The organism is Nocardia thraciensis, assembly GCF_054782435.1.
The window spans coordinates 374,439-397,347 of record NZ_BAAGSM010000043.1 but is presented as its reverse complement, the minus strand read 5'-3'; the positions used below and the strand labels follow the sequence as shown (position 1 = coordinate 397,347).

Sequence of the window (22,909 nt, the reverse complement as noted above, 5' to 3'; positions counted from 1 at the left end):
CGGGGACCGCCAGGTGACCAGCGGCGGCCAAGCCGAGGCCCCCGCCGATCCGCGACTCGAGGCGACACGACTGGTCATGCTGGTCAACGGCCTCGGGACCAGCGTGCTCGCCGGGCAGCGCACCGTCGACTACGCCGCTCGGTGCAACACGATCAACTCGACCGAATCTTCCACGCCACCGACTCCTGAATCGTGGACGGATCGGTAGCCGCGGCGACCCAGGCCTGTCCAGCAAAGCCTCGGACGCCGCCCATCCAACACAGATTAGTAAGCTGGCGCTTCTATAACTATCAGCTTTCTCTGGGTTGACTGTAATATTAGCAAGCGTTAGCTTAGTATTTATGGCTACGGAGAACGGACAGGCCGATGATGCTCTGCGGCTGGCGGAATCGGTGCGGTGGGCGGTGTCGCGGCTGTCGTCGCGGCTACGCGCGGAACAACCCGGCGCCGGTAGACCGCTGACCCGGCTCGCGGCGTCGGTACTGGCGAACCTCGCGCACAGCGGTCCGCTGACGGCGTCCAAGCTGGCAGCGATCGAAGGGCTGCAGGTGCAATCACTGACCCGCATCCTCAACGAACTCGACGAACTGGGTCGAATTCGCCGCTCCCGCAGCGATATCGACGCACGACAGCAAGACATCGCGATCACCGAGGCGGGCCGCGAGGCGCTGCGAGAGCACGTGCGCGACGGTAATACCTGGCTGGCCGCCGCGCTGCGGCACACCCTGACCGATGCCGAGCGCAATGTCCTCGGCATCGCGGCCGGGCTGTTGCGCCAGGTCGCCGAAGCCGACATCACCCTCGCCGCCGACCCTCCCGAACCGTCGCGCGGCGACGGCGCGGCCCCCGCACTATGACGGCCCCTCGTGCGCAAAGTCCGGCGCCGAACACGGTGCAGCCCAAGCGGGTTCGACTGCTCCTGGTGCTCGCCGGGCTCAGCGGCGCCGCACCACTGGCTACCGACATGTATGTGCCCGGCCTGCCGGAGCTGGCCGAGTCACTCGGTACCGACGCCTCCGGCGCGCAGGTGTCGCTGACGGGGTTCCTGGTCGGCATCATCGTTGGCCAACTGGTCCTCGGGCCGCTCAGCGACATCGTCGGGCGACGCCCCGTCCTGCTGTCGGGTACCGCCGGGTTCGCGCTGCTCTCCACGATCTGCGCACTGGCGCCTACCATCGCCGTCCTCGATGTCGCACGGTTCGGCCAGGGCGTCAGCGGCGCCGCGGGCATCGTCGTGGCCCGCGCCGTGGTCGCCGATCTATTCGACGACCACGACATCGCGGCCGTGTACTCCCGGCTCGGCGCGATCACCGCCGCCGCACCGGTTCTCGCCCCGATGGCAGGCGGGGCGCTGCTGCTGTTCCTACCGTGGCGCGGCGTGTTCGGGGTCCTCGCGGCCTTCGGCCTGCTACTCGCGGCAGGGGTCTGGCGATGGATCCCGGAATCATATCCGCGCCACGCCCGCCCGTCCGGCGGTGTGGCCGCCGGACTACGCGCGATCGTCGCACTCGCTACCCACGGCCCCGTCCGGGCGCCCGTGCTGGCGTTGTCGTTCGGTGGCGCAGCGGTTTTCACCTACATCGCCGGGACCACATTCGTCTTCCAGGACGTCTACCACCTCACGCCCGCGGCCGCCAGCCTGATCTACGGCGTCAACGCCGTCGGCAACATGGCCGGAAGTCTCGCCTACGGACGCCTGGCCCGGCACACCTCGCCGGAGACTCTGCTGACCGCCAGCGCCGCTTTCGCATCGACCGGGACGGCCATGCTCCTGCTCGTCTCCGCCACCACCGGCAGCCCCATGCTCGTCACCTGGGTATGTCTTCTGTTGTCGCTCACCGCATTCGGCGTGTTCTTCCCCGCCGCGGTCACCATAGCCCAGCAACGCGGACGCAACGCACCAGGTGCCACCTCCGCCCTACTCGGCGGCGGACAATTCCTTCTCGGTGCCGTCGCTTCCCCCGCCGTGGGCCTGGTCGGCACCGATAACCCAACGCCCATGGCCGCAATAATGACCACCACCCTCATCATGGCCACCCTCGCCGCCCATGCTGCAGCCCGCCACTCACACCCCGCATTCCACAACGGCTGATATGTCCGCAACCGGTGAGGCGCGGTTGAACGCATCGGATGCGTGAACCCGCGCGCCAGTCTTCCTGAAGCTGAAGCGATTTCAGTGATCTACCGCGCGGTCGAAGCCGGACCCGCTCGGGTCGAGGGATCAGGATGGTGACGAAGACGCCGCACCCATGAAACTGAATTTGTCTAGTGCTGCCAAACAACGTGAAATCGGCCCGGAACCAAGTGGTTCCGGGCCGTTTCCCCTAGTAGCGGGGACAGGATTTGAACCTGCGACCTCTGGGTTATGAGCCCAACGAGCTACCGAGCTGCTCTACCCCGCGTCGTAGTCATCACCCTACACGGCCCTGCCCTCCGGTCCCTAATCGCGGCCGCACCGGTATCCGGGCGAGCGCGAGCGCGCCGATACCGACTGCCGCGCAGAGGAATGCCCCGGCGTATCCTGCGGCGCCGATGACCCAGCCGAGGATGACGGCGCCGAGTCCCAGGCCGCCGTCGTAGGCGATATTCCATATTGTGCTGGCCGTGCCGCTGCGACCGCCGCCGAGCGACTGGATGGTCAGCACGAACGAATCGTTCTGGCAGGCACCGAAACCCGCGCCCAGCAGCGTGGCCCCGATGATCAGCAGGACATGCGTTCCCGCCAGGGCGGCGGCGGTGAGCGCCAGCCCGGCCGCGCAACACAGCACCGACGTCAACAGCAGGCGGCCCGCGCCGAAGCGGTCACCGATCACCCCGGCGGCCAACCGCGCCGAGACCAGGGCGACGGACGCCGCGAGCAGCGCCCACGAGGCGGTCCCGGCCTCCGGAAATGCCACGGGCAGAAAGGTTGTCGCGGCGCCGAAGGATCCGGCCGTCGTCAAGAACAACGCGATCGGCACCGCGATCGCGCGCACATCGGCCATCGATCCCAGCCGGAATGCGCCGCGACGCCCGCGCGGCAACAGCCACGCCAGCAGCGCGCCGCCGAGGCACGCGGCCGCGGCGCCCCAGAACACCACCGGGAATCCCCATGACCGAGCGATCCAGACGCCCCCGGCGAGCGCGGCGAGATTGGGCAGGGCGGCGGCCGTGCCGTACAGCGAGGCCGCGGACGACAGCTTGCCGACAGCCGCCAGGTCCGCGACGAGCGTGGCCCCGGCCGTGACCACCAGCGCGAACCCGATACCCCGGACCACGGTGATCACCATGATCGGGGTGAGGTCGGCGGACAGCACGTACAGCGGTGTCGGCGCCCCGAGCAGCACCGCGCCGATGATGATCATCGTCCGCAGTGCGATGACCCGGAACAGCCACGGCACAGCCAACTGCGTGGCCACGGTGGCCGCCATCATGACTCCCGTCGTCGACCCCACGGCCACGCTGGCGGCCCCGCCCGTCGCGGACCACAGCGGGACGACCGACAGCAGCGCCGCGTAGTTGACGAAGGCGAGGAACGTCACCGCCAGGAGCACCTGGAAACCACTTGGCGGTCGTAGCCGAAACCCCTTGTCCGAGTGGACATTGTCTGTCGTACGCGGCTGGCATGCCGCTCCGGCGCGGCCGGTCTCCGGAGTCATCGTGTCGACCTCGCTCTCCGCCGCCACCGGCCGGTCCGGTGGGACTGTCGCTGGGCACGACTCCACCATCACGCCCGACCGCGTATTCTGTCCAACGATGAACCGCGATCCCAGCCATCACGAACCTCGATAGCACGGTGGATACCAGGCTCCTCCGCAGCTTCCTGGCCGTCGCGCGGTCGGGCAGCTTCACCGACGCGGCCGCCGAACTCGGCTACACCCAGTCGACCGTGACCGGTCACGTGCAGAAGCTCGAGCGCCGGCTCGGTGGCCGCCTACTGGACCGGCTCTCCTCCGGCGTCGTCGTCACCGATCTCGGCGCCCGCTTGATCGCGCATGCGGAAGAGATGCTCGCCGCCGAGGACCGGCTGCGGGCGCTCACCGGGCCGAGCAATTCCCGCCCCCACGGCACCGTGCGCGTGATCGCCCCGGAATCACTGTGCACTTACCGCCTGCCCGCCGTCATAGGAGCGGTCCGGGCGGCGGAACCCGATGTGCGGGTATGGATCAGCCCCGGCGGCATCGGCGACGCGCTGGACGCGGTGCGTCGCGGCGCCGCCGATCTGGCGCTCACGATGGAACCCCGGGCGCCGGTGACCGATCTGGCCCTGGAGAGGATCGGGTCGGAGCCGCTGATCCTGCTCGATCACAGTGCGCGAACCGGTGATTCGACGACGTGGGCCGAACTGGCCGGGCGCGACGCCCTGCTCATCGAGGAGGGCTGCGGCTACAGCGACGACGTCGCCAAGCACCTCGCCGCGACCGGCGCGGACGCCGGGCGCCGATCCCGTTTCGGCAGTATCGAGGCCATCAAGCGCTGCGTCGCCGTCGGGCTCGGGTGGACGGCGCTTCCCGCGATCAGCGCCGAATCCGAGATCCGCTCCGGCGAATTGCGCGTCATCCCCGGCCCCGACCTGCCCGCCTGCGACATCCACATGGCCATCCACCCCCGCCGCCATCCCGGCCCGGCACTGGAAGTCGTTCTCGCCGAACTCCGCCGGACCTGGGGCCGCTCGCGCCCGCCGAAGCGGAACTAGCCGTTCACGGACGGACGGCATGCACCGCCCAGGCCTCGTATCGCCCCATCGCACGACTCTCGACCCGCAGGTCCGTGAATTCGGCGGCGCGGCACAGGTCGGCGAAGGCCCGGGCCTGGGATTCGGTCCACCCGTGACTCGCCAGCCCGGTGGCGTCGGCGCGGACACACCGCTCGATCGCCAGCAACCGGCCGCCGGGCGTCAGCACGCGCCGGATCTCGGCGAGCCCGCCCGTGACGTCAGGCCAGTGGTGGACGGTGGCGACCGCCCAGGCGACGGTGGCCGCGCCATCCTCCAGCGGCAGTGCCTCGGCCGACCCGCGCACCCATCCGATCGTCTTGTCACGCACGAGGATTCGGGCCAGCCGCAACATCGCCGGGGACGGATCCACGCCGGTGACCCGACAGCCGCGACGCGACGCCGCCGCGACCGCGCCACCCGGGCCACATCCGATGTCCACGACACTGTCGGACGATGTCACCGCCGCCAGGTCGACCACCGCCCGGGCGCGCCGCAGACCGGCGAAGAACATGTACAGCCCCATCGCCGATCCGATCGGCCCGGCGAAGCCGGGATGTCCGGCGTGGTGATTGACCGCGGGTGTGGGCGGCGGGTGCATCGCGCATCCTTCCTGACCGTGAATGTCGTACCCCAGACTGCTGGTTCAGGTCGGGTCGAAGTCAACCCCGGGCTGATCTGCCCCGCGATGGCGTTGTTCGCGATTCGGATCCAGAAATCCTGCCACCATTCGTAATCCGTCACGCACTCTCAGCGGAGTCGGCAGGCGCCGATACGGAGACGTCGTCGCTCTCGTTCTGCTCGTCGGGGGACGGATCGACCCCGTACTGGCCCAACACTCCTTCCTCGACGTAGATCGGGGAGCCCACACGCATCGCGACGTTGACCGAATCCGACGTGCGTGCCGGCACCCGCACGTTGCCGTGGAAAAGCAGCTCGGATTTGAACCTCCCCTCCCGGAAATCCACGATCCGCACTTCGAGGAGAGGACGCCCGAGCGCCGCGAGAATGTTCCCGATCAAGTCGTGGGTCAGCGGTTCGACCGGCTCGACGCCCTCTTGCTCCAAGACAACCGCAGTGGCCTCCCCGTCCCCGACATCGATCGGCAGGAAGCGACGGTCACCATCGGTCGCACGCAACCAGAGGACAGCCTGCCGCCGTGGTTCCTCACCGTCATCCTGACGATGTTCAACAGTAATACCTACCACGCGCAGTTCCCGCACCACGCCCCCTTCCAAACCATCGGCGACGATCAGCCCGCCAACCGAACCAGTACGCATTAGGCTCCGACGGCTTCCGGAATCGGCACCACCGAACGACCGATGCCGAGCGTCCCACGATCGCAACCTCGTGGCCATTCTTGACCGAACTCGCCTTCTACGGGGAGGTCCTTCTCGAGATCTGTCGCTCGGTGTCCGTCCGACCCGTTGCATCGCAGAAGAATTCGACGCCAGGGAGACAGCTGAGCTCGCCATAACCCGAAAAAGCTGCCACGGCTCGACGAGATCGAGGGCGAGCTGTTTGCGTGGCTGATTCAGGGGTTCCCGCTCGGTCATTACTCCGCGGCGATGTCGCCGTAGCGGCGCGCGACCTCGTGGTAGGCCTTCTTGGGATTGCGCGCACCGTCGCCGGTCACCGCCACGATCCCGAAGCCGGCCTTGTCGAGGTCGAGATGGGGATCGTCGTGGTGCGGGAAGTCGGGCATGGCGAAGGTGAACACGAAGCAGCCGTGCACGCCCCCTTGTCGTACTGGTCGATGAGTTCACCGAGGTAGCGGGCCTGAACTTCCTCGTCGCGGGGGTGGTCGCCGCGGATGCGTGGGGGTGCGGTGAACCAGTTGACGATCCAGAAGGAACCGGCTCCTCGCCGGTCGGCTCCGGTGAAGGCGCCGCATCCGAACTCGGTGATGACGACGGGCTTGTCGTGGTCGCGAACCAGGGCACGCAGGCGGTCCGCGTAGGTGGCGTGGTTGCGGCCGGAGCGGTAGAGGCTGACGCCGACCAGGTCGAACAGCGACCAGTCAACCTGTTCCCACCCGGCCGCGGAGTAGGTGACCGGCCCGCCGAAGCGACGCCGCGCGGTGCTCACGGCGGTGGTGAGCAGCCGATGGAGCCGCCTGTCGATTCTTCGCCGCAGCACGCGGTGGAAACGCACGATGAGCTTCAAGCGCAGGAACGACCGGAGTCCGGGGACGATGCCGGGCACGGTGTGGGAGAACTCGCTGCCGACCAGAAGCGTCACCCGGTCCGGGTGTTCCTGGCGAAGTTCTTCGGCCGCCTCGGCGACAGCGTCCAGGTGCGTCAGCAGCGTCGGCTGAGGCAGCTCGGAAACGTCGAACGCTGAGCCCGACCTCGAGGGCGGTACGGGCGGCATTGATCAACCGGGTGCCGTCCCCGATGAGCATCACCGTGGTGCAGTGCAGATCCCGGGCGATGACTTCCAGGTCTCGCCGCACGTCATCGGTGCTTGCCTCGCCGACCAGGTAGGAGCTCGGAAGAAGCGCCGATCACGTGATGCAATGTACCGCCGGCGACGCTTTCTGCGCGGTGCGGTCACGAAGACAACACGTCATAGGCACCCATGACGGAGGACGTCTACATGAAGCGCGGGACGGTCCGGTTCGAGGTCGCGGACGTGCCGGACCGAGTCATCAATAGCGGAGACAAAGTGGAGACTCGACCCAAAAAAGAAGACCCAGGCCAGTTGGTGAATCACCTTCTGACCTGGGCCGCTAGTAGCGGGGACAGGATTTGAACCTGCGACCTCTGGGTTATGAGCCCAGCGAGCTACCGAGCTGCTCCACCCCGCGTCGGTGAACACAACATTACACACACGTGCTGCGCATACACAAATCGCCTGGCCACGTGGGATTTCGGGCCTTTCGGAGATGATCATGGAGCGCCCTCTGAACCTCCCCCACCACGAGCTTTGTGATCGAGGCCACCCAGTCGGGGCACACCCTCTCGCGCATCCATTCACCCCGACGTGCTGATCCCAGCCAAAAGCGGGCCGGGATGACAAAGCGGGACCATGCCCCGGGCGACAAAGCAGGACCACGCGCCGGGGCAACAAAGCAGGACCACACCGGGGCAACAAAGCAGGACCGCGCCGGGGGACAAAGCAGGACCGCGCCGGGGCGACAAAGTTGGAGCGCGCGGGGCGACAAAGTGGGACCGCGCGTCGGGCGACAAAGCAGACCGCGCGTCGGGGCGACAAAGCAGACCACGCGTCGGGATGACAAAGCAGGACCGCGCGCCGGGAGGGTGGGGGCAGGGCCGACCACAAGGCGCATGGAGTGGTCGGCGCGGCGGTGCGAAATGTCCGTTTCAACCCTGGCGCACGCGCGCGTGGACCCACGCAACCCCAGCAAAACGTGATCCACGACACTATTTCGGGGTGATCTGCGACACATCACGAATGCATAACAGACCGTCCAGAATTTAGAAATACAGCATAGCCAACCTGCATCGACGGCCGATGAGCGGTTATACGCTTCATGCAATTCTCGCTGTTATCAAGACGTGATCTGTTGAGATCGGTTCGTTATCGTCGTGTTCGGCCCGGATCGACCCCGTGATGGGCACCGACCCGAACCGCTGCACACCGGCGACCCTGCCCCGCGGTTCGAGGGATCCCCGACCTCCTGGGGGCAGGGACCGGCGGGCGACCGTCGTGCTGGTGGGCGCAGGGAGGGAATCCACCATGAATCAGAACCGGAAGATCAGCAGTCGCGCCCTCGGCCTCGTCGCCGTCACCGGCGCCCTTGTTGCCGTCCCGTTCGCCATGTCCAGCACGGCCTCGGCCGCGGCGCACGACTGGGACGGCGTCGCCCAGTGCGAGAGCGGCGGCAACTGGGGCATCAACACCGGCAACGGCTACTACGGGGGCCTGCAGTTCTCGCAGAGCACCTGGAATGCCAACGGTGGCAGCGGTAGCCCCGCCAACGCCTCGAAGGAGGAGCAGATCCGCGTCGCGGAGAATGTCCTCGAAACCCAGGGCGTGGGCGCCTGGCCCGTGTGCGGCCAGTACCTGCGCTGGGGCGCGGGGACCGACGCGGAGCCCGCGCAGCCCGAGCCCGAGCCGCTGGCCGCCCCGGCCGCGGTTCCCTCCGAGCGCCAGGCCCTGATCGAACAGGCCAAGACCACCGGCGACCAGCTGGCGGGCCAGTTCGGCGTCGACGAGCAGTACCAGCAGCTGCTGCAGCAGAACAGCGGTCTGCTCGACTCGCTCGGCCGCTGACCCGAGAAGACTCCTCCATACCGGGAGACGCGGACGGCGCCGCCATCGTTACCGATGGCGGCGCCGTTCGCGTTCCTGCCGCGCGTCAGCCGCCGGCCTTGTTGTAGCCGTCGATCGCCTTCTGCAGAGTCTCCAGCGCCTGCCCCAGCTGACCGAGGTCACCGGACTTCTGCGCGTTCTCCACGCCCTGCAGGGCGTTGTTGATCTCGCGGACCGCGGCATCCTTGCCCGCCGAACCGGTCGAGGGCGGGGCGGGCGGCTGGATGCCCTGGTTCGCCGGCGGGGCCGTGCCGTTGTTCGGTGGCGGGTTGATCGCCGCCTGGCCCGGCTGCTGGGTCGCCGCCGAGCCCAGCCCACCCTGGAGGTCGTTCAGGGCATCGCCCAGCGTGGCCTCGTAGCCGATCTTGTCGCCGGAACTGGCGAGCACCTTGACCAGCTGGGGGAACGATGCGGCGTTCGGGCCTGCGGCGCGTTCCAGATACCACGGCTCCACGTACAGGATTCCGCCGTCGCCGATCGGCAGCGTCAGCAGATTCCCATATTTGATCTTGTTGGTGTTGCCACCGGTCAGCACCGTGCGATCACTCGACACCTGCGCATCGGTCGTCATCGACGTCTGCACCTGTTGTGGTCCGGGTGTCTGCGAGTCCGTCGGCAACTTCCGCACCGTGAACTTGCCGTAATTCTCCGGATCGGAGTTCACCTGGATATAGGCGGCCAGGAACTGCCGTTTGTAGCCGACCATCGCACTGGTCAGATTGAACGTCGGCTTGCCCGTAACCGGATCGCCCAGGAGCACGTAGTACGGCGGCTGGTGCGCGTTGGTCGGCGTGTCGGAGGTCGGGTCGCTGGGCACCGACCAGAAGGCGTTGGTGGTGAAGAACTCCCGCGGGTCGTTCACGTGGTAGCGAGACAGCATCTCCCGCTGCACCTTGAACAGGTCCTCCGGGTAGCGGAAGTGGGCCTGCAGCTCCGGGGTGATCGCGCTCTGCGGCTTGACCACGTTCGGGAACACGCCCTCCCACGCCTTCAGCACGGGATCGTTCGGGTCCGACTCGTACAGGTTCACCGTGCCGTCGTAGGCGTCGACCGTCGCCTTCACCGAGTTGCGGATGTAGCTGACCTCCTTGCGCGGCAGCATCCGCCCGGTGTTCTGGTCGATGGAATCCTCGACCACCCCGTCCAGCGAGGTGCGCTGGGAGTAGGGGAAGTTGTCCAGCGTGGTGTAGGCGTCGACGATCCACTGGATGCGGCCGTTGACGACCGCGGGGTAGACGTCGCCGTCGGCGGTCAGCCACGGCGCCACCTGCTGCACCCGGTCGCGCGGGTTGCGGTTGTAGATGATCTTCGAATCGTCGCCGATCGCACCGGAGAACAGGATGTTGCGCTCGGCGTACTTGGCGGCGAAGGCGAGCCGGTTGAACCAGTTGCCGATCGGGACGCCGCCCGAACCGGTGTAGGTGTACTGCTGTGTGCCGGTGTCGTATTCGCGCGGGGGCTGGCCGTTGCCGCCGACGATGGCGTAGTCGGCATCGGACTTGGAGATCAGCTCCCCGTAGTAGATGCGCGGCTGCTCGACCGGGATCGCTTCCTTGTTCGGGGGCGTGAACAGATCACTGACGGTCGACTGGTCCCCGACGTTGAACACCGGGTAGCCGTAGCCGCCGGTATTGGATCCGGCGGCGGTCCCGGACGCGGCCTGCTGGGTCTCCTTCGGCGGGGCGACGTTGACCCGGTTTGCCGGGGAGGCGACGAATCCGTTGCCGTGGGTGTAGACGGTGTGCTTGTTGATCCAGTCGGTCTGGTTGCCGGACAGGTTCTGCGGCACCAGTTCGCGCGCGCCGACGATGTAGTCCTGGACCTCGCCGTTGACGGTGTAGCGGTCGATATCCAGCGGATCCGGGAAACCGTAGAAGTTCTGCAGCTGCTGACGCTGAACGAAGGTCTGCGTCAACAGGTTCGGGTCCAGCAGCCGGATGTTCTTGATGGTCTGCTGATCGGCGGGCACGGTGACCGGGTCCTTGGTCTGGGTGCCCTTGTAGTCGACGTATTGGACCTTGTCGTCGGTGATCCCGTAGGCCTGCCGGGTGGCGGCGATATTGCGCTCGATGTACGCCGATTCCTTGGTGGCGGCGTTCGGCCGCACCTCGAACTGCTCCACGATCAGCGGCCACACGGCGCCGATCAGGATCGACGACAGGACCAGCAGCGCGGCCGCCATCGCCGGAACGCGCAAGTCCTTCAACACGATTCCGGTGAAGAAGGCGATCGCGCAGATGATCGCGATCGACATCAGGATCAGCTTGGCGGGCAGCACGGCGTTGATATCGGTGTAGGAACCGCCGGTGAAGGTGGGCTCCTTGCGGGTGCTCGACAGCATCGAGTACCGGTCGAACCAGTAGGCGATCGCCTTGAGCAGCACGAAGGTTCCGGCGATCACCGCCAGCTGGATGCGGGCCGGGCGTGTCAGCGCACCCTCCCGGCCAGACAGCCGCAGGCCGCCGAACACGTAGTGCGTCACCAGATTCGCGAAGAAGGCGATCACCGTGGCGACGAACAGCCAGTTCAGCAGCATCTTGTAGAACGGCAGATCGAAGGCGTAGAAGCCGACGTCCAGGCCGAACTGCGGATCCTTGATGTTGAACGCGCCGCCGTGCAGGAACATCTGCACGGTGACCCAGCTGGACTGCGCCACCAGGCCCGACAGCAGGCCCACCAGGACCGGGATGCCCACGCCGAACAGCCGTAGCCGCCCCATCACCGTGGTGCGATAGCGCGCGATCGGATCGTTGGGTCCCGCGACCGGCACGAACACCGGCCGGGTGCGGTAGGCCGCCAGCAGTGCCAGCCAGATCAGCAGGCCGACCGCCACCGCGACGACGAGGAACAGCAGAACTCGGGTCACCAGCACGGTGGTGTACACGCGCTTGAATCCGAGTTCGCCGAACCACAGCCAATTGGTATAGGCGTCGACCAGGCGCGGCCCGACCAGCAGCAGCGCAGCCAGCACTAGGGCCGTCACCAGCAGCACCCGGCTGCGTCGGGACAGCGAAGGTAAGCCTGTCGGGGGGCGCATGCCCACGAGCCACTCTCCCAGGTCCGGCGGCGCACGACTCAGCCGCCCGCGCACCGCAGTCCGATGATGCAGAGGTCCCTGCGGGACCGTCTCTCGCGCCCCACTCTACGTAAAACGGATCGGAATGGATCGCGATGGCTCCGGTGCGGGTCGCATCTCGTCCTGGGCGAACACCTAGACTCTGCGCGCGTGACCCTCGCGAACCCCTCCACCGCCCTGTATCGCTGCATCCGTGAGGTGGCCGAGTACGCCGACGGCGAGGGGTGGGATCGGCCGCCGCAGCTGTTCGCACTGGTGCCGACGGTGGATCTGGTGGCGGCCGAACCGACCCTCGAGGATCAGCTCGCCGACGGCGCGGAGCTGACTCCCATTGCGCAGGAACCGCTTCCCGACGACGTGCGCGGCGACGCGATGGCCCTCGACGAATTCCTCGCCACCACCAGCTGGCCGCCGTCGGTGGCCGGTTGCGTGCTGGTGCAGCAGATCGTGGTGCTGCCGCCCGAGGCCGAGCAGACCCTCGACGACGCCATCGCCCCGCTGCTCGCCGACCGCGACGCCGCCGACCGGGCCGCGCGCGATGCCGCCGTCACCCATCCCGGCCGGCGCGACGCGCGACTGTTCGCGGGCGTGCTCCGCGACGGAGTGTCGCTGTGCCTGCTGCAGGTTCGCCCGGAGGACGACGAGGACGACCCCTTCGGCGACCTCGACCTCCGCACCGCCCCCAACCTCGCCCCCAATCTCGTCGAGGCTCTGCGCCACACGCTCGAGAACGAACCCGACTGAGCGCCACGCCAGGTGTGCACCGAGCAACGCCGCACCCCGCGCACGTTCCCGCACCCCTTCCAGCCGCTGAACAGCGTGACGTCGTCGGGCGCCCGCGGCCACTGCACGCGCGAAAGAGCGCCGTCGAGGCGTGGATTCCGGCCAAAAGCATGCCGGAAACAAGAAGGGGTCGCGCCGGAAGACAAGGGAGTTGCGACTGGCAGGCGAATCAGCCGCGCCTACGCCTTCGTCATCCCCCAGCCACCGCGCTCCGTCGTCCCCAGCCACCGCGCTCCGTCGTCCCCAGCCATCGCGCTTCGCCGTCCCCGGTCACCGCGCCTTAGTCATCCCCGGCCACCGCGCCTTAGTCATCCCCGGCATGCTTTTGGCCGGGGTCGTCACCCGCAGGTGGGGGCGTCCCGCCCTGCGGTGATGTCGCCCAGGGACTTCACTGCCGTGTCCAGCGTGTCGACCTTCACCAGTTCGAGGCCGTCGGGGATGCGCTGGCGGGCCTCGTTGCAGTTGTCGGCGGGGACGAGAAACGTTTCCGCGCCCGCCTCGCGGGCCGCGATCATCTTGTACTGGATGCCGCCGATCGGGCCGACCTTGCCATCCGGGTCGATCGTGCCGGTGCCCGCGATGAACTTGCCGCCGTTCAGCTGACCGGGCGTCATCTTGTCGATCATCGCCAGGCTGAACATCAGGCCCGCCGACGGCCCGCCGATATCGGCCAGATTGAAGGTGACGTCGAGCGGGCCCTGCGGCACCTCCTCCGGCGTCACGCCGAGGTAGCCCTTGGCCTTGTCGTCCGGTCGCGCACCGACCTTCACCTCGACGGTCTGCTCGCCGCCCTCGCGGCGCACCACGATCGGCACGACCGTATCGGGCTTGATGCCCCGCACCGTCTCCACCACGTCCTTGGAGGTGGCAGCGGGCTTGCCGTCCACGCTCACCAGCACGTCGCCCTTGTGCAGCACGCCGTTGGCCGGGCCGTCCTCGGCGACCGTGCGCACCCGCACCTGCGTCGGATACTTCAGATAGTGCAGCGCCGCCAGCTCCGCGCTGTCCTCGGAGTCCTTGAAATCCTGCTCGTTGGACTTGTCGATCTGATCGCGCGGGATGCCGGGCGGGTACACCTCCGCGCGCGGCACCAGGCCGTAGCGGCCGTCGGCCCACAGCACGAACGCCTCGAAAATATTCAGCCCGTCGCGAACGGACACCGTCGTCATATTGAGGTTGCCCGACGTCGGATCCACCGGTGCGCCCTCCACGTCGACGACCTGTTTGCCCTCGACATCGCCCAGCGTATTGAAGGTGGGACCGGGGCCGAGCGCCACGAACGGCACCGTGACGGCACTGCCTACGACACCGAGTACGAGGACGGGGATGAGGGCGGCCAGCAGCGTGAGGATCCGACGATTCACGCGGCCCACAGTAGCGGCTCGCCGGTAGCCACCCGCGTAACGTTAGGGATATGAGCGACGTGCCATTCGGATTTTCGAACCGCGATGACGATCCCGACCGCGATAAGCGGGAGGGCGAGTCCGGTTCCGGCGCGAACAACCCCTTCGGGTTCCCGATGGGTGGTTCGGGTGCGGGCGGCTTCGACCCGTCGCAGCTCGGGCAGATGCTGACCTCGCTGGGGCAGATGTTCTCCAACATCGGCCAGCCGGGTTCGCAGTCCGGTCCGGTGAACTACGACATCGCCAAGCGACTGGCCCGCCAGCAGCTCGGTTCGAGCGTGGAGCCCGTGACGGCGAGCACCCAGCGCGCGGTCGCCGACGCGGCGCACCTGGCCGAGCTGTGGCTCGACGCCGCCACCACGCTGCCCGCCGGCGCGACCAAGACGGTGGCGTGGACCCCCAACGACTGGATCGAAGAGACGCTGCCGACGTGGCGCCGCCTGTGCGATCCGGTGGCCCAGCAGGTGTCGGGCATGTGGACCTCGACGCTGCCCGAGGAGGCCAAGGAGTTCGCCGCGCCGATGATCGGCATGCTGGGCCAGATGGGCGGCATGGCATTCGGTTCGCAGCTGGGCCAGGCCCTGGGCCAGCTGGCGAAGGAGGTGCTGACCTCCACCGATATCGGGCTGCCGCTGGGCCCGCAGGGCACCGCGGCGCTGCTGCCCGCGGCCGTCACCGAATTCAGTGAGGGGCTGGAGCGTCCGGAGAGCGAGATCCTGGTCTACCTGGCCGCCCGCGAGGCCGCCCACCAGCGGCTGTTCGGGCACGTGCCGTGGCTGCGCCAGCAGGTGCTGGGCGCGGTGGAGGATTACGCGCGCGGCATCCGGATGGACTTCTCGGCGATCGAGCAGGCCGCGCAGAACATCGATCCGATGTCGCTGACCGATCCGTCGAAGCTGGAGGAGCTGCTCTCCCAGGGCACCTTCGAGCCGCAGACCACGCCCGAGCAGAAGGCCGCGCTGGAGCGCCTGGAGACCCTGCTGGCCCTGATCGAGGGCTGGGTGCAGGTCGTGGTGGCCGAGGCCGTCGGCGACCGGCTGCCCGGCGCCGGTGCCCTGGCCGAGACCCTGCGCCGCCGCCGCGCCACCGGCGGCCCCGCCGAGCAGACCTTCGCGACCCTGGTCGGCCTGGAGCTGCGGCCCCGCAAGCTGCGCGAGGCCGCGGCCCTCTGGCAGCGTCTGACCGCCGACGCGGGTATCGACGCCCGCGACGCCGTCTGGGCCCATCCGGACCTGCTGCCCAACTCCGAGGACCTGGACAACCCGGCGGGCTTCATCGACGGCGTAATCGGCGGCGGCACCGGTGCTTTCGACGATCCGATCGCCCAGCTCGCCGAGTTCGAGGCCCGCGAACGAGAAAAGGGCAAGGGGAAGGGCGGCGGCGCGGATCCCGAGAAGCCCGAGGACGATTCGGGCAGCAACCCGTCCTGAGCGACATAATCGCCAGGGGGACAAGCACTTCCGACAACCGCTGGCCTCAGGCGCTGATCCCTTGCGGGAGAAGCGCTTCGGCGAGCGTGCGATGAGGCGGTCGCTGCCGCCGCCGGAGGTCTCGGCCTCCGAGTGGCCCAGCCGGTGGGTGCGCGCGATCTCGCGGGGCCGGTCCGGATCGGTCTCGAACAGCGCGGCATGTTCGACACCCAGGAACGCATTGGAGCCCAAGATATCTCGCGCCTGCGCGGTGTGCGCGACGTTCACTTTGTAGGTATGCGCACCGGCCCGCGTTCCGGGCGAACAGTGCTCAGACGGTGTGTCCGAGCTCGCCGATCAGCTCGGCGATGCGCTGCTCGTCGCGCTTGTAGTGGGTCCACTTGCCCACCCGCGTCGACCGCACCAGGCCCGCGCGCTCGAGCTCGGCCATGTACGCCGAGACGGTGGATTGCGCGAGGCCGACCTTCTCCTGGATATGGCTCACACAGATGCCCACCTCGCTCGGGTCGGCGATCGCCCGCTCCATCGGGAAGTGCCGCTCCGGTTCCCGCAACCACGAGAGCAGTTGCAGCCGAATCGGATTCGCCAATGCCCGCAACGCGCGCACCAGATCGGGATCGGGCGCGGCGACAGTGTCCGCCATGACGCCAGGATACCGACTCGCTACCGACATTTCGAAGGACGTCGATATGAGTTCGGCTACCCCGATGACCGCGGGCGGGACCTCGTAGTCAGCCGCGCTTGAGCGTGCCGACGCTCAGCGATCCGCTCGGGGCGGACGGCTGGCGCTGCTCGGCCTCGCGGACGTAATCGGCGGGATCCTTGTCGACCGACCGGACCCCGGCGTAGTTGCGCGCCTCGTAGGCGGCGAATGCGACGGCGAGTTGATGGCGGCGCGGCAGCCCGGCCAGGCGACGGAAGTCGGTGAGGCCCTCGCGCTCCTCCTCGGCCATGTGGTCGCTGTTGGCCGTGTTCGCCGCCGCCACGGCCGCGTACCAGTCGTCGGTGCCGACCCGGTGCCGCGCCACCTCGGCGACCGCGTCCCGGATCTCGTTGTGGTCGTGGATAGCGTCGAGCGTCTCGTCCTCCACCCCGGCGACGCGCCGGGCCGCGGCACCCTCCTGCAGCAGCGCGGGGTAGAAGATCTCCTCCTCGGCCTGCGCGTGCAGCTCGAGAAAGGCCGCCAACCTGTCCCAGATCGCGGACAGCGCGCCCGTCTCCCCCCGGTCGATCTGCTCCAGGATGGCGAACAGTCGCCGCTGTTCATGGTGGTCATCAAGGATCAGCTGGGTAATGTCCACGATTCCTCCCTGATAGCGCATGTCAGGTCAGCACGACACGACGATAGCGCAGGGGGAGTCGGTGTACCGCTGAACTCACATCATGATCGAGCTGGAAGGAACCGGGGCCATGGCAATCGGGGATCGGGCACATCTAGGTCCAAGCGCACACATACGTTCTGGCGACGACCACCGCGATCATGTTCGCCACGTTGACTTCCACGGGCCCACGAGCTGCGAACCTGATGACGTTTTGGGTGACGATGGTGGGGACCCCGATAGCGATGTGGTGGATCATCGGGAGTGCCCGGCGTAATCTGTCGCCGGCTTGGATGTTTCGGCTCGCATCGCCGCTATGGCATGCGATCGCGGCAGGTCTCGACAACCAGGAGACGATGTTGCGAAGCCGCCTCTATCCGAACAGCGGGCGGGTCCGGAACATTTGAGGCGAGCAGGGCTTCGCTGGTTTGCGCACATCGGCGTTCGGTACGTCCGAATGGCTGGCGGCGGCGATGTCGCGGGTAGACCGAGCGAACGGGATGCCTATCGACAGCGCCTGCCGGTAGGCGTTGAAGGTCCGGGGAGCGCCGAACATGGTGGGCTTCGGTCAATTCCCGGCGAACGCCTCCCGGCGGATGACCTGCAGGATGGTCGGGTTGTCGACGGTGGTGATCACGCCGATCGTGCCGCCGATATACCGGCCGCCCTCGAGCACGGCCAGCAGGCACGCCGCCAGATCGGCGCGGGAGGTGTAGCGCCCCTCGGCCCGCCCCTCCACGATCGTGTAGTCGGTCACCTCGGGCAGGTCGTACAACCCGCTCGGGCGCACGATCGTCCAGTCCAGACCGCTGGCGCGCACCAGATCCTCCATCCGCCGCATGTCGTCGTAGAGCGTCTTGCCCAGCACCCGCGTGACATACGGCTGCAGCACCCGGTTGAACACGAATCCGGCGTCGGCGTACGGATGCGGATCGACCGCACTGGAGCTGACCACCGCCAGCCGCCGCACGTCGTGCCGCCCCATCGCGACCGCGATATGGCCGACACCTGCGGAGTAGGTCGTGATCGGCCGTTTGCCGAAGGGCACGCCGAGCACCGACAGCACCGCGTCCCGACCCGCTACCGCGGCATCGACCGCGGCCGGATCGAGCGCGTCGGCGCCCACCACCTCCAGCGAATCATGCTGCAGCGGAAATACTTCCGGCTTGCGGGTGACGGCGGCGACCTGGTGTCCGGCCGCCAGCGCCTGGGCGACGAGCAGGCGGCCGGTGGGCCCGTTGGCCCCGAATACGACGATACGCATGGCGATCCTTTCCGCACCGCGGCTCCTTGCCAACCGCGGTCATACGAGAACCATACAATCTAATTCGAGTTTCATACAATATGATTTAGACAATACCCTCTGCGGTAGCGCACTGATACCGAAAGCTCCCACGCAGCACGCACATTCAACACGCCTTGACGTCATGCACCATCGGGCGTACGTTCATACTTGACACATTGTTCAAATTCGTCAAAAGGTCAAGCATGGTCGTCAACGAGTCAGAACGCGAACAAGCCATCCTCGACGCGGCCGCGGACCTGCTCCTGCGCCTGGGTTACAGCAAGCTGACGATGGGTGATGTGGCCGAGGCGGTGGCGCTGCACCGCGGACTGGTGTACCTCTGCTTCAAGTCCAAGGACGAGTTGGTGGAGGCGGTGGCGCGCCGCGAGCTGAACCGCTACGCCGAGCGCTGGAGCGAGCGGCTGCTCGCCGACCCGCAGGGCGGCAGCGTGGCCAGCGTCTACCGCGCCATGGCGGGCGCGCTCGGGCAGCTGCCGCTGGCGGCGGCCATCGTCGCCCGGGACGAGGCCACCTTCGGCAAGTACCTCCGCAAGCCGGGCAGCTTCTTCGACCGCGTCGAACATCTCGGCACCCGGGATTTCCTGATGACCATGCAGGCGGCCGGAGCGGTTCGGCGCGATATCGACGCCGGCGCGGTCGCCTACATCCTGGACTCCCTGACACCCGCTCTGCGGCGCACCTTCCCGCAGCAGCGCGGCCTGTCGGCCGCTGCGGAGCTGCCGACGACGGGCGACATGGTCGATGCCCTGGCCGAGCTGCTCGAACTGGGCCTCACCCCACCCACCGGCGCCGATCTCGACGCCGGGAAAACCATTCTGCTGGAGAGCCTTTCGAAGGCTCGCAGCATCCTCTCCGCCTGACACGGACATTCCTGAACCGAGGACACCATGAACAATCGTGTGGCACAGCATGACTCGTACACACTGGACCTGGCCGATCCCACCGCCACCCTGGAACGCGCGGGCGGCAAGGGCAGTTCGCTGGCCAGGATGGCGGGCGCGCGGCTGCCGGTACCGCCGGGATTTCACGTGACCACCGCCGCGTACCGGCGCTTCGTCGCCACCGACGGCCTGCGCGAGCGGATTCTCGAGATCGCCGCGCAGGCGCTGCCCGACCAACCCGAAACCTGGGAGCGGGCCGCCACGCGGATCGCCGAACTCTTTGCCGCACAGACAATTCCGGACGAAGTCGCGCAGGAGATCGACACCGCCTATCAGCGGCTGGGCAAGGCGGCGGTGGCGGTGCGGTCCTCGGCCACCGCCGAGGACCTGCCCGATATGTCGTTCGCCGGGCAGCAGGAGACCTACCTCAACATCCGCGGCGCCGACGCGGTGCTGGCGGCGGTCGCGCGGTGCTGGGCCTCACTGTGGACCGATCGCGCGATCGGCTACCGCGCGCGCCAGGGCATCGACTCCGACGACGTGGCGCTGGCGGTGGTGGTGCAGGAACTGGTGCCCGCCGACGCGGCCGGGATCGCGTTCACCGCGAATCCACTCACCGGCGCGCGGGACGAGGTCCTGATCAATGCCGCGTGGGGGCTGGGCGAGGCGATCGTCGGCGGCCAGGTCACCCCCGACACGATCGTGGTCGCCAAGGCGGACAACGAGATCCGGCGGCAGGACGTCAGCGACAAACAGGTCATGACGGTACGCACGGCGGCGGGGACCCGCGAGGAACCCGTGCCCGCCGACCGGCGGGAGCGACCGGCGCTGTCCCCGGCGGACGCGGCCGAGTTGGCTCGAATCGCCGTGCGCATCGAGGAGTTCTACGGCGGGCCGATGGATATCGAATGGGCGCTGCACGACGGGCGGCTGTACATCGTGCAGGCACGCCCGATCACGGCGCTGCCCGACCCCGCACCCGACCTGAGCTGGGACCTGCCGGACCCGCACGGAAAGTACGTCCGCGGCAGCGTGATGGAACTGCTCCCCGATCCGCTGTCGCCGCTGTTCGCCACCCTCGGCATCCCGGCCTGGGAGCGGGCCACCCTGGAGCACTATCGCGAGATCGGTTTGCCGTATTTCGACGAACCGCTGGCCGTCATCAACGGCTACGGCTATTACAACGTCAACTACACCGGCGCGCTGCTGCTGCGAATGACCTTGGCGCAGCCCAGGTTTCTGGCGACCACGCTGCCGCGGTACCTGCGCACGGCTCCGCGGCGATGGCGGCGGGCGCGAACTGCCTACGACGACACCGCCGCTCGGTGGCGGGCGGTCGATCTCGATGCCGAACCGGCCGAGCGGCTGCTGGCCGGGGTGCGCGAGATCGTGGATCAGGCGGCGCGGTACTACCTGACCATCCAGGGCGGGGCGCTGCCCGCGGCCTATATGAGCGAGTCGATGTTCACCAAGGCCTACAACACGCTCCGGCGGTCCGGCGATCCGCCCGCGACGGCGTTCCTGCTGGGCTTCGACAGCACACCGATCCGGGCGGAGAAGTCGCTGTACGACCTCGCCCGCTGGGCCCGCACACAGCCGGGCCTGGCCGAGCGGATCACGAACCTGTCCCCCGCCGAGCGACCGCGTCTGCTCGCGGACGACCGACCGAGCGACGCCGTCTGGCAACGCTTTCGCGAGCGCTTCCGCGCGCATCTGGCCGAGTACGGGGATATGGTCTACGACCTCGACTTCGCCAAGGCGCTGCCCTCCGACGATCCGGCTACCCAGTTGCAGACACTGATCTACTTCCTGTCCGAGGACGCCCCGGATCCCCATGCGCGCCAACGCACCGCGAGCAAGGCCCGGGCGGAGGCCGTGCGCACCCTCGAGCACAAGCGGCCGGGGATGCGGCGGTCGCTGGCGCTGCGGCTGCTGGGCTGGGCGCAGTCGGCGGCGCCGCTGCGCGAGAACGCCCTCGCCGATATCGGTCTGGGCTGGCCCGCCGCGCGGCGGCTGCTCGCCGAGATCGGCCGGAGACTAGCCGCCGCCGAGGCGATCGCCGACGCCGCCGATGTGTACTGGCTGCGGTTCGACGAGTTGTCCGCGGCCGCATCGGCGTTGGATGCCGGTCTGACACCGGCCGATTGGCGGGATACCGTCGCCGAGCGGCACGCCGTCTGGAAGGCGCAGCGCGCCACGGCGGCGCCGCACACCCTTCCGGTCAAGGGCGGCAACAAGATTCTGGGCATCGAGTTCACCCAGGGCGGCGGCCATTCCGATGCCGAGAGCCTCGCGGGCACGCCGGGCAGCCCCGGCCGAACCACCGGACCGGCGCGAATCATCAATGGCCCCGGGGAATTCGACAGCATGCGCCCGGGTGACGTGCTGGTGGCCAAGATGACCACGCCCGCGTGGACGCCGCTGTTCGCGCTCGCCTCGGCCATCGTCACCGATGTCGGCGGGGCGCTCAGCCACAGCTCGATCGTGGCCCGCGAGTACCACATTCCGGCCGTCCTCGGCACCGGCGCGGCGACCGCGCGACTACGAACCGGACAGCAGGTCACCGTCGACGGCGACGCCGGTGTCGTCACCGCGCACGAGCACTGACCGCGGCAGGAGGCCCGCCGTGAACCCCATCCGCGACAGCGAGATCTTCCCGCTGTCCCCCGATGACCCCGCGCCCCACCAGGATCCGACGCCCTACGGGCAGCACACGGTCGTGCCGGAGATTCAGGGCCGCGGCAATCTGGGCATGATCCGCAACGTGACCCGGGCGGCGCTCGTCGCGCACCGACCCGAGCCCGCCCGAGCCACCGGAACCGGCGTGATCGTCTGCCCCGGCGGGAGTTTCGCGACGCTCACCGATACGGGCACGGCCATTGCGAAACAGCTGGCCGCACAGGGCATCACCGCTTTCGTGCTGCGATATCGGGTGCTGCCCACGCCGATTCGTGATGAGGACTTCCTGCGACAGTGGGCCACGGTCGCCACCATGGCCGAGATCGAGGCCCAGTCGCGCGTCGCCGTCGCCGACGGTCCGCGGGCGGTGCGCTTCGTGCGCGAGCAGGCGGCGCGATGGCGGCTCGACCCGGAGCGGATCGGCATACTCGGCACCTCCGCGGGCGGCCTGGTCACCCTCGCCGCCGCCACCGGCTACGACGCCGGGAGCCGTCCCGACTTCGCGGCCCCGATCTATCCCGCGACCTGGCACGAGTACCGAGTTCCGGGCGACGCTCCCCCGCTGTTCCTCTGTTTCGCCGCCGACGACGAGGGCGACGGTGTGCTCGAGGGAAACCTTGCGCTGCATCGGAACTGGCTGGCCGCGCGCCGTCCGATCGAGATGCACGTCTACGAGCGCGGCGGGCACGGTTTCGCGGAGGGTGCGCGCGGGCTGCCCTGCGACAGCTGGCTGGACCGATTCCTGGACTGGCTGCGCATGCACGAATTCTGAACTCGCCCCGGCACTTCCGGCACTCACCCGCATTCCGGTCATGCTTCCCGTATTCCAGCATGTCTACCCTAGTCCGGCCATACGCCCCTCATTCCCAGCATGCTCCCCTCATTCCCGGCACGCTCCCCTCATTCCCGGCACGCTCCCCATTCCCAGCACGCTCCCCTATTCCCGACACGCTCCCCCATTCCCGGCACGCTTTCCCTTATTCCCGGCATGCTCTTGGCCGGGATCCACAGTGGACAGGTAGTTTCCGGCCAAAAGCGTGCCGGAAATTATGGTGGTACGC

The 22,909-nt window shown here is 68.3% G+C and carries 19 protein-coding genes, 2 tRNA genes and 1 pseudogene; 10 read left to right on the top strand and 12 right to left on the bottom strand.

Features of this window, described 5'->3' with window-relative positions; genetic code table 11:
* Positions 1-13: 13 nt before the first annotated feature.
* The 3 genes from ACYVLQ_RS29130 (at position 14) to ACYVLQ_RS29120 (ending at position 2,092) form a co-directional block, all read left to right on the top strand.
* Positions 14-208, top strand: coding sequence for a hypothetical protein (locus ACYVLQ_RS29130; RefSeq protein WP_460700702.1), 195 nt, complete (start codon positions 14-16; stop codon positions 206-208).
* Between the two features lie 133 nt (positions 209-341).
* Positions 342-857 carry a MarR family winged helix-turn-helix transcriptional regulator gene (locus ACYVLQ_RS29125; RefSeq protein ID WP_460700701.1) on the top strand — a complete coding sequence of 172 codons (516 nt, stop codon included), beginning with the start codon at positions 342-344 and terminating at the stop codon, positions 855-857.
* 35 nt (positions 858-892) lie between these two features.
* Positions 893-2,092, top strand: a complete 1,200-nt coding sequence (locus tag ACYVLQ_RS29120; RefSeq protein WP_460700700.1) for a multidrug effflux MFS transporter — start codon at positions 893-895, stop codon at positions 2,090-2,092.
* Between the two features lie 236 nt (positions 2,093-2,328).
* Here ACYVLQ_RS29120 and ACYVLQ_RS29115 read toward each other — a convergent pair.
* Positions 2,329-2,402, bottom strand: a tRNA-Met gene (locus ACYVLQ_RS29115).
* 9 nt (positions 2,403-2,411) lie between these two features.
* Entirely contained in the window at positions 2,412-3,533 is a 1,122-nt protein-coding gene (locus ACYVLQ_RS29110; protein ID WP_460700699.1) for an MFS transporter, read from the bottom strand.
* A gap of 242 nt (positions 3,534-3,775) precedes the next feature.
* Between ACYVLQ_RS29110 and ACYVLQ_RS29105 the strand changes: the two genes are divergently transcribed.
* Positions 3,776-4,675 carry a LysR family transcriptional regulator gene (locus ACYVLQ_RS29105; protein ID WP_460700698.1) on the top strand — a complete coding sequence of 300 codons (900 nt, stop codon included), beginning with the start codon at positions 3,776-3,778 and terminating at the stop codon, positions 4,673-4,675.
* Between the two features lie 4 nt (positions 4,676-4,679).
* On the opposite strand, the gene ACYVLQ_RS29100 is transcribed toward ACYVLQ_RS29105, so the two are convergent.
* The 5 genes and pseudogenes from ACYVLQ_RS29100 to ACYVLQ_RS29080 all read right to left on the bottom strand — a co-directional run bounded on the left by ACYVLQ_RS29100 (position 4,680) and on the right by ACYVLQ_RS29080 (position 7,502).
* Positions 4,680-5,294: a class I SAM-dependent methyltransferase gene (locus ACYVLQ_RS29100; protein WP_460700697.1), complete on the bottom strand. Its 615-nt coding sequence runs from the start codon at positions 5,292-5,294 to the stop codon at positions 4,680-4,682.
* A 139-nt stretch (positions 5,295-5,433) separates the two neighbouring features.
* On the bottom strand, positions 5,434-5,973 hold the full coding sequence (locus ACYVLQ_RS29095; RefSeq protein ID WP_460700696.1) for a bifunctional nuclease family protein: 540 nt from the start codon (positions 5,971-5,973) through the stop codon (positions 5,434-5,436).
* A 275-nt stretch (positions 5,974-6,248) separates the two neighbouring features.
* The gene (locus ACYVLQ_RS29090) at positions 6,249-6,428 is read right to left on the bottom strand and encodes a hypothetical protein (RefSeq protein ID WP_460700744.1); all 180 of its coding nucleotides are present in this window, start codon (positions 6,426-6,428) and stop codon (positions 6,249-6,251) included.
* Positions 6,429-6,619: 191 nt separating this feature from the next.
* Positions 6,620-7,066: pseudogene (locus tag ACYVLQ_RS29085) on the bottom strand (hypothetical protein); the annotation flags it as partial.
* A gap of 362 nt (positions 7,067-7,428) precedes the next feature.
* Positions 7,429-7,502, bottom strand: a tRNA-Met gene (locus tag ACYVLQ_RS29080).
* A gap of 893 nt (positions 7,503-8,395) precedes the next feature.
* Between ACYVLQ_RS29080 and ACYVLQ_RS29075 the strand changes: the two genes are divergently transcribed.
* A complete protein-coding gene (locus ACYVLQ_RS29075; RefSeq protein ID WP_460700695.1) occupies positions 8,396-8,932 on the top strand; it encodes a transglycosylase family protein in 537 nt (178 codons plus the stop codon).
* Between the two features lie 85 nt (positions 8,933-9,017).
* On the opposite strand, the gene ACYVLQ_RS29070 is transcribed toward ACYVLQ_RS29075, so the two are convergent.
* Positions 9,018-12,014 (bottom strand): UPF0182 family protein, encoded by a 2,997-nt coding sequence (locus ACYVLQ_RS29070; protein WP_460700694.1) that lies wholly within the window; start codon positions 12,012-12,014, stop codon positions 9,018-9,020.
* 183 nt (positions 12,015-12,197) lie between these two features.
* On the opposite strand from ACYVLQ_RS29070, the gene ACYVLQ_RS29065 reads away from it, so the two are divergent.
* Positions 12,198-12,791, top strand: coding sequence for a PPA1309 family protein (locus ACYVLQ_RS29065; RefSeq protein WP_460700693.1), 594 nt, complete (start codon positions 12,198-12,200; stop codon positions 12,789-12,791).
* Between the two features lie 377 nt (positions 12,792-13,168).
* Here the strand turns inward: ACYVLQ_RS29065 and ACYVLQ_RS29060 are convergent, their stop codons facing one another.
* Positions 13,169-14,194: a YlbL family protein gene (locus ACYVLQ_RS29060; protein WP_460700692.1), complete on the bottom strand. Its 1,026-nt coding sequence runs from the start codon at positions 14,192-14,194 to the stop codon at positions 13,169-13,171.
* A 50-nt stretch (positions 14,195-14,244) separates the two neighbouring features.
* Here ACYVLQ_RS29060 and ACYVLQ_RS29055 point away from each other — a divergent pair, with 50 nt between their 5' ends.
* On the top strand, positions 14,245-15,663 hold the full coding sequence (locus ACYVLQ_RS29055; RefSeq protein ID WP_460700691.1) for a zinc-dependent metalloprotease: 1,419 nt from the start codon (positions 14,245-14,247) through the stop codon (positions 15,661-15,663).
* A 310-nt stretch (positions 15,664-15,973) separates the two neighbouring features.
* Here the strand turns inward: ACYVLQ_RS29055 and ACYVLQ_RS29050 are convergent, their stop codons facing one another.
* The 3 genes from ACYVLQ_RS29050 to ACYVLQ_RS29040 form a co-directional block, all read right to left on the bottom strand.
* Positions 15,974-16,306 carry an ArsR/SmtB family transcription factor gene (locus tag ACYVLQ_RS29050; RefSeq protein ID WP_460700690.1) on the bottom strand — a complete coding sequence of 111 codons (333 nt, stop codon included), beginning with the start codon at positions 16,304-16,306 and terminating at the stop codon, positions 15,974-15,976.
* An 88-nt stretch (positions 16,307-16,394) separates the two neighbouring features.
* The gene (locus tag ACYVLQ_RS29045) at positions 16,395-16,964 is read right to left on the bottom strand and encodes a hemerythrin domain-containing protein (RefSeq protein ID WP_460700689.1); all 570 of its coding nucleotides are present in this window, start codon (positions 16,962-16,964) and stop codon (positions 16,395-16,397) included.
* A gap of 586 nt (positions 16,965-17,550) precedes the next feature.
* Positions 17,551-18,246 carry an NAD(P)-dependent oxidoreductase gene (locus ACYVLQ_RS29040; RefSeq protein ID WP_460700688.1) on the bottom strand — a complete coding sequence of 232 codons (696 nt, stop codon included), beginning with the start codon at positions 18,244-18,246 and terminating at the stop codon, positions 17,551-17,553.
* A gap of 224 nt (positions 18,247-18,470) precedes the next feature.
* Here ACYVLQ_RS29040 and ACYVLQ_RS29035 point away from each other — a divergent pair, with 224 nt between their 5' ends.
* Genes ACYVLQ_RS29035 through ACYVLQ_RS29025 form a run of 3 tightly spaced genes read left to right on the top strand, consistent with a single transcriptional unit; the run spans position 18,471 to position 22,620 of the window.
* Positions 18,471-19,148 (top strand): TetR/AcrR family transcriptional regulator, encoded by a 678-nt coding sequence (locus tag ACYVLQ_RS29035; RefSeq protein ID WP_460700687.1) that lies wholly within the window; start codon positions 18,471-18,473, stop codon positions 19,146-19,148.
* A 39-nt stretch (positions 19,149-19,187) separates the two neighbouring features.
* On the top strand, positions 19,188-21,776 hold the full coding sequence (locus tag ACYVLQ_RS29030; protein WP_460700686.1) for a PEP/pyruvate-binding domain-containing protein: 2,589 nt from the start codon (positions 19,188-19,190) through the stop codon (positions 21,774-21,776).
* Between the two features lie 19 nt (positions 21,777-21,795).
* Positions 21,796-22,620 carry an alpha/beta hydrolase gene (locus tag ACYVLQ_RS29025; RefSeq protein ID WP_460700685.1) on the top strand — a complete coding sequence of 275 codons (825 nt, stop codon included), beginning with the start codon at positions 21,796-21,798 and terminating at the stop codon, positions 22,618-22,620.
* Positions 22,621-22,909 lie beyond the last annotated feature (289 nt).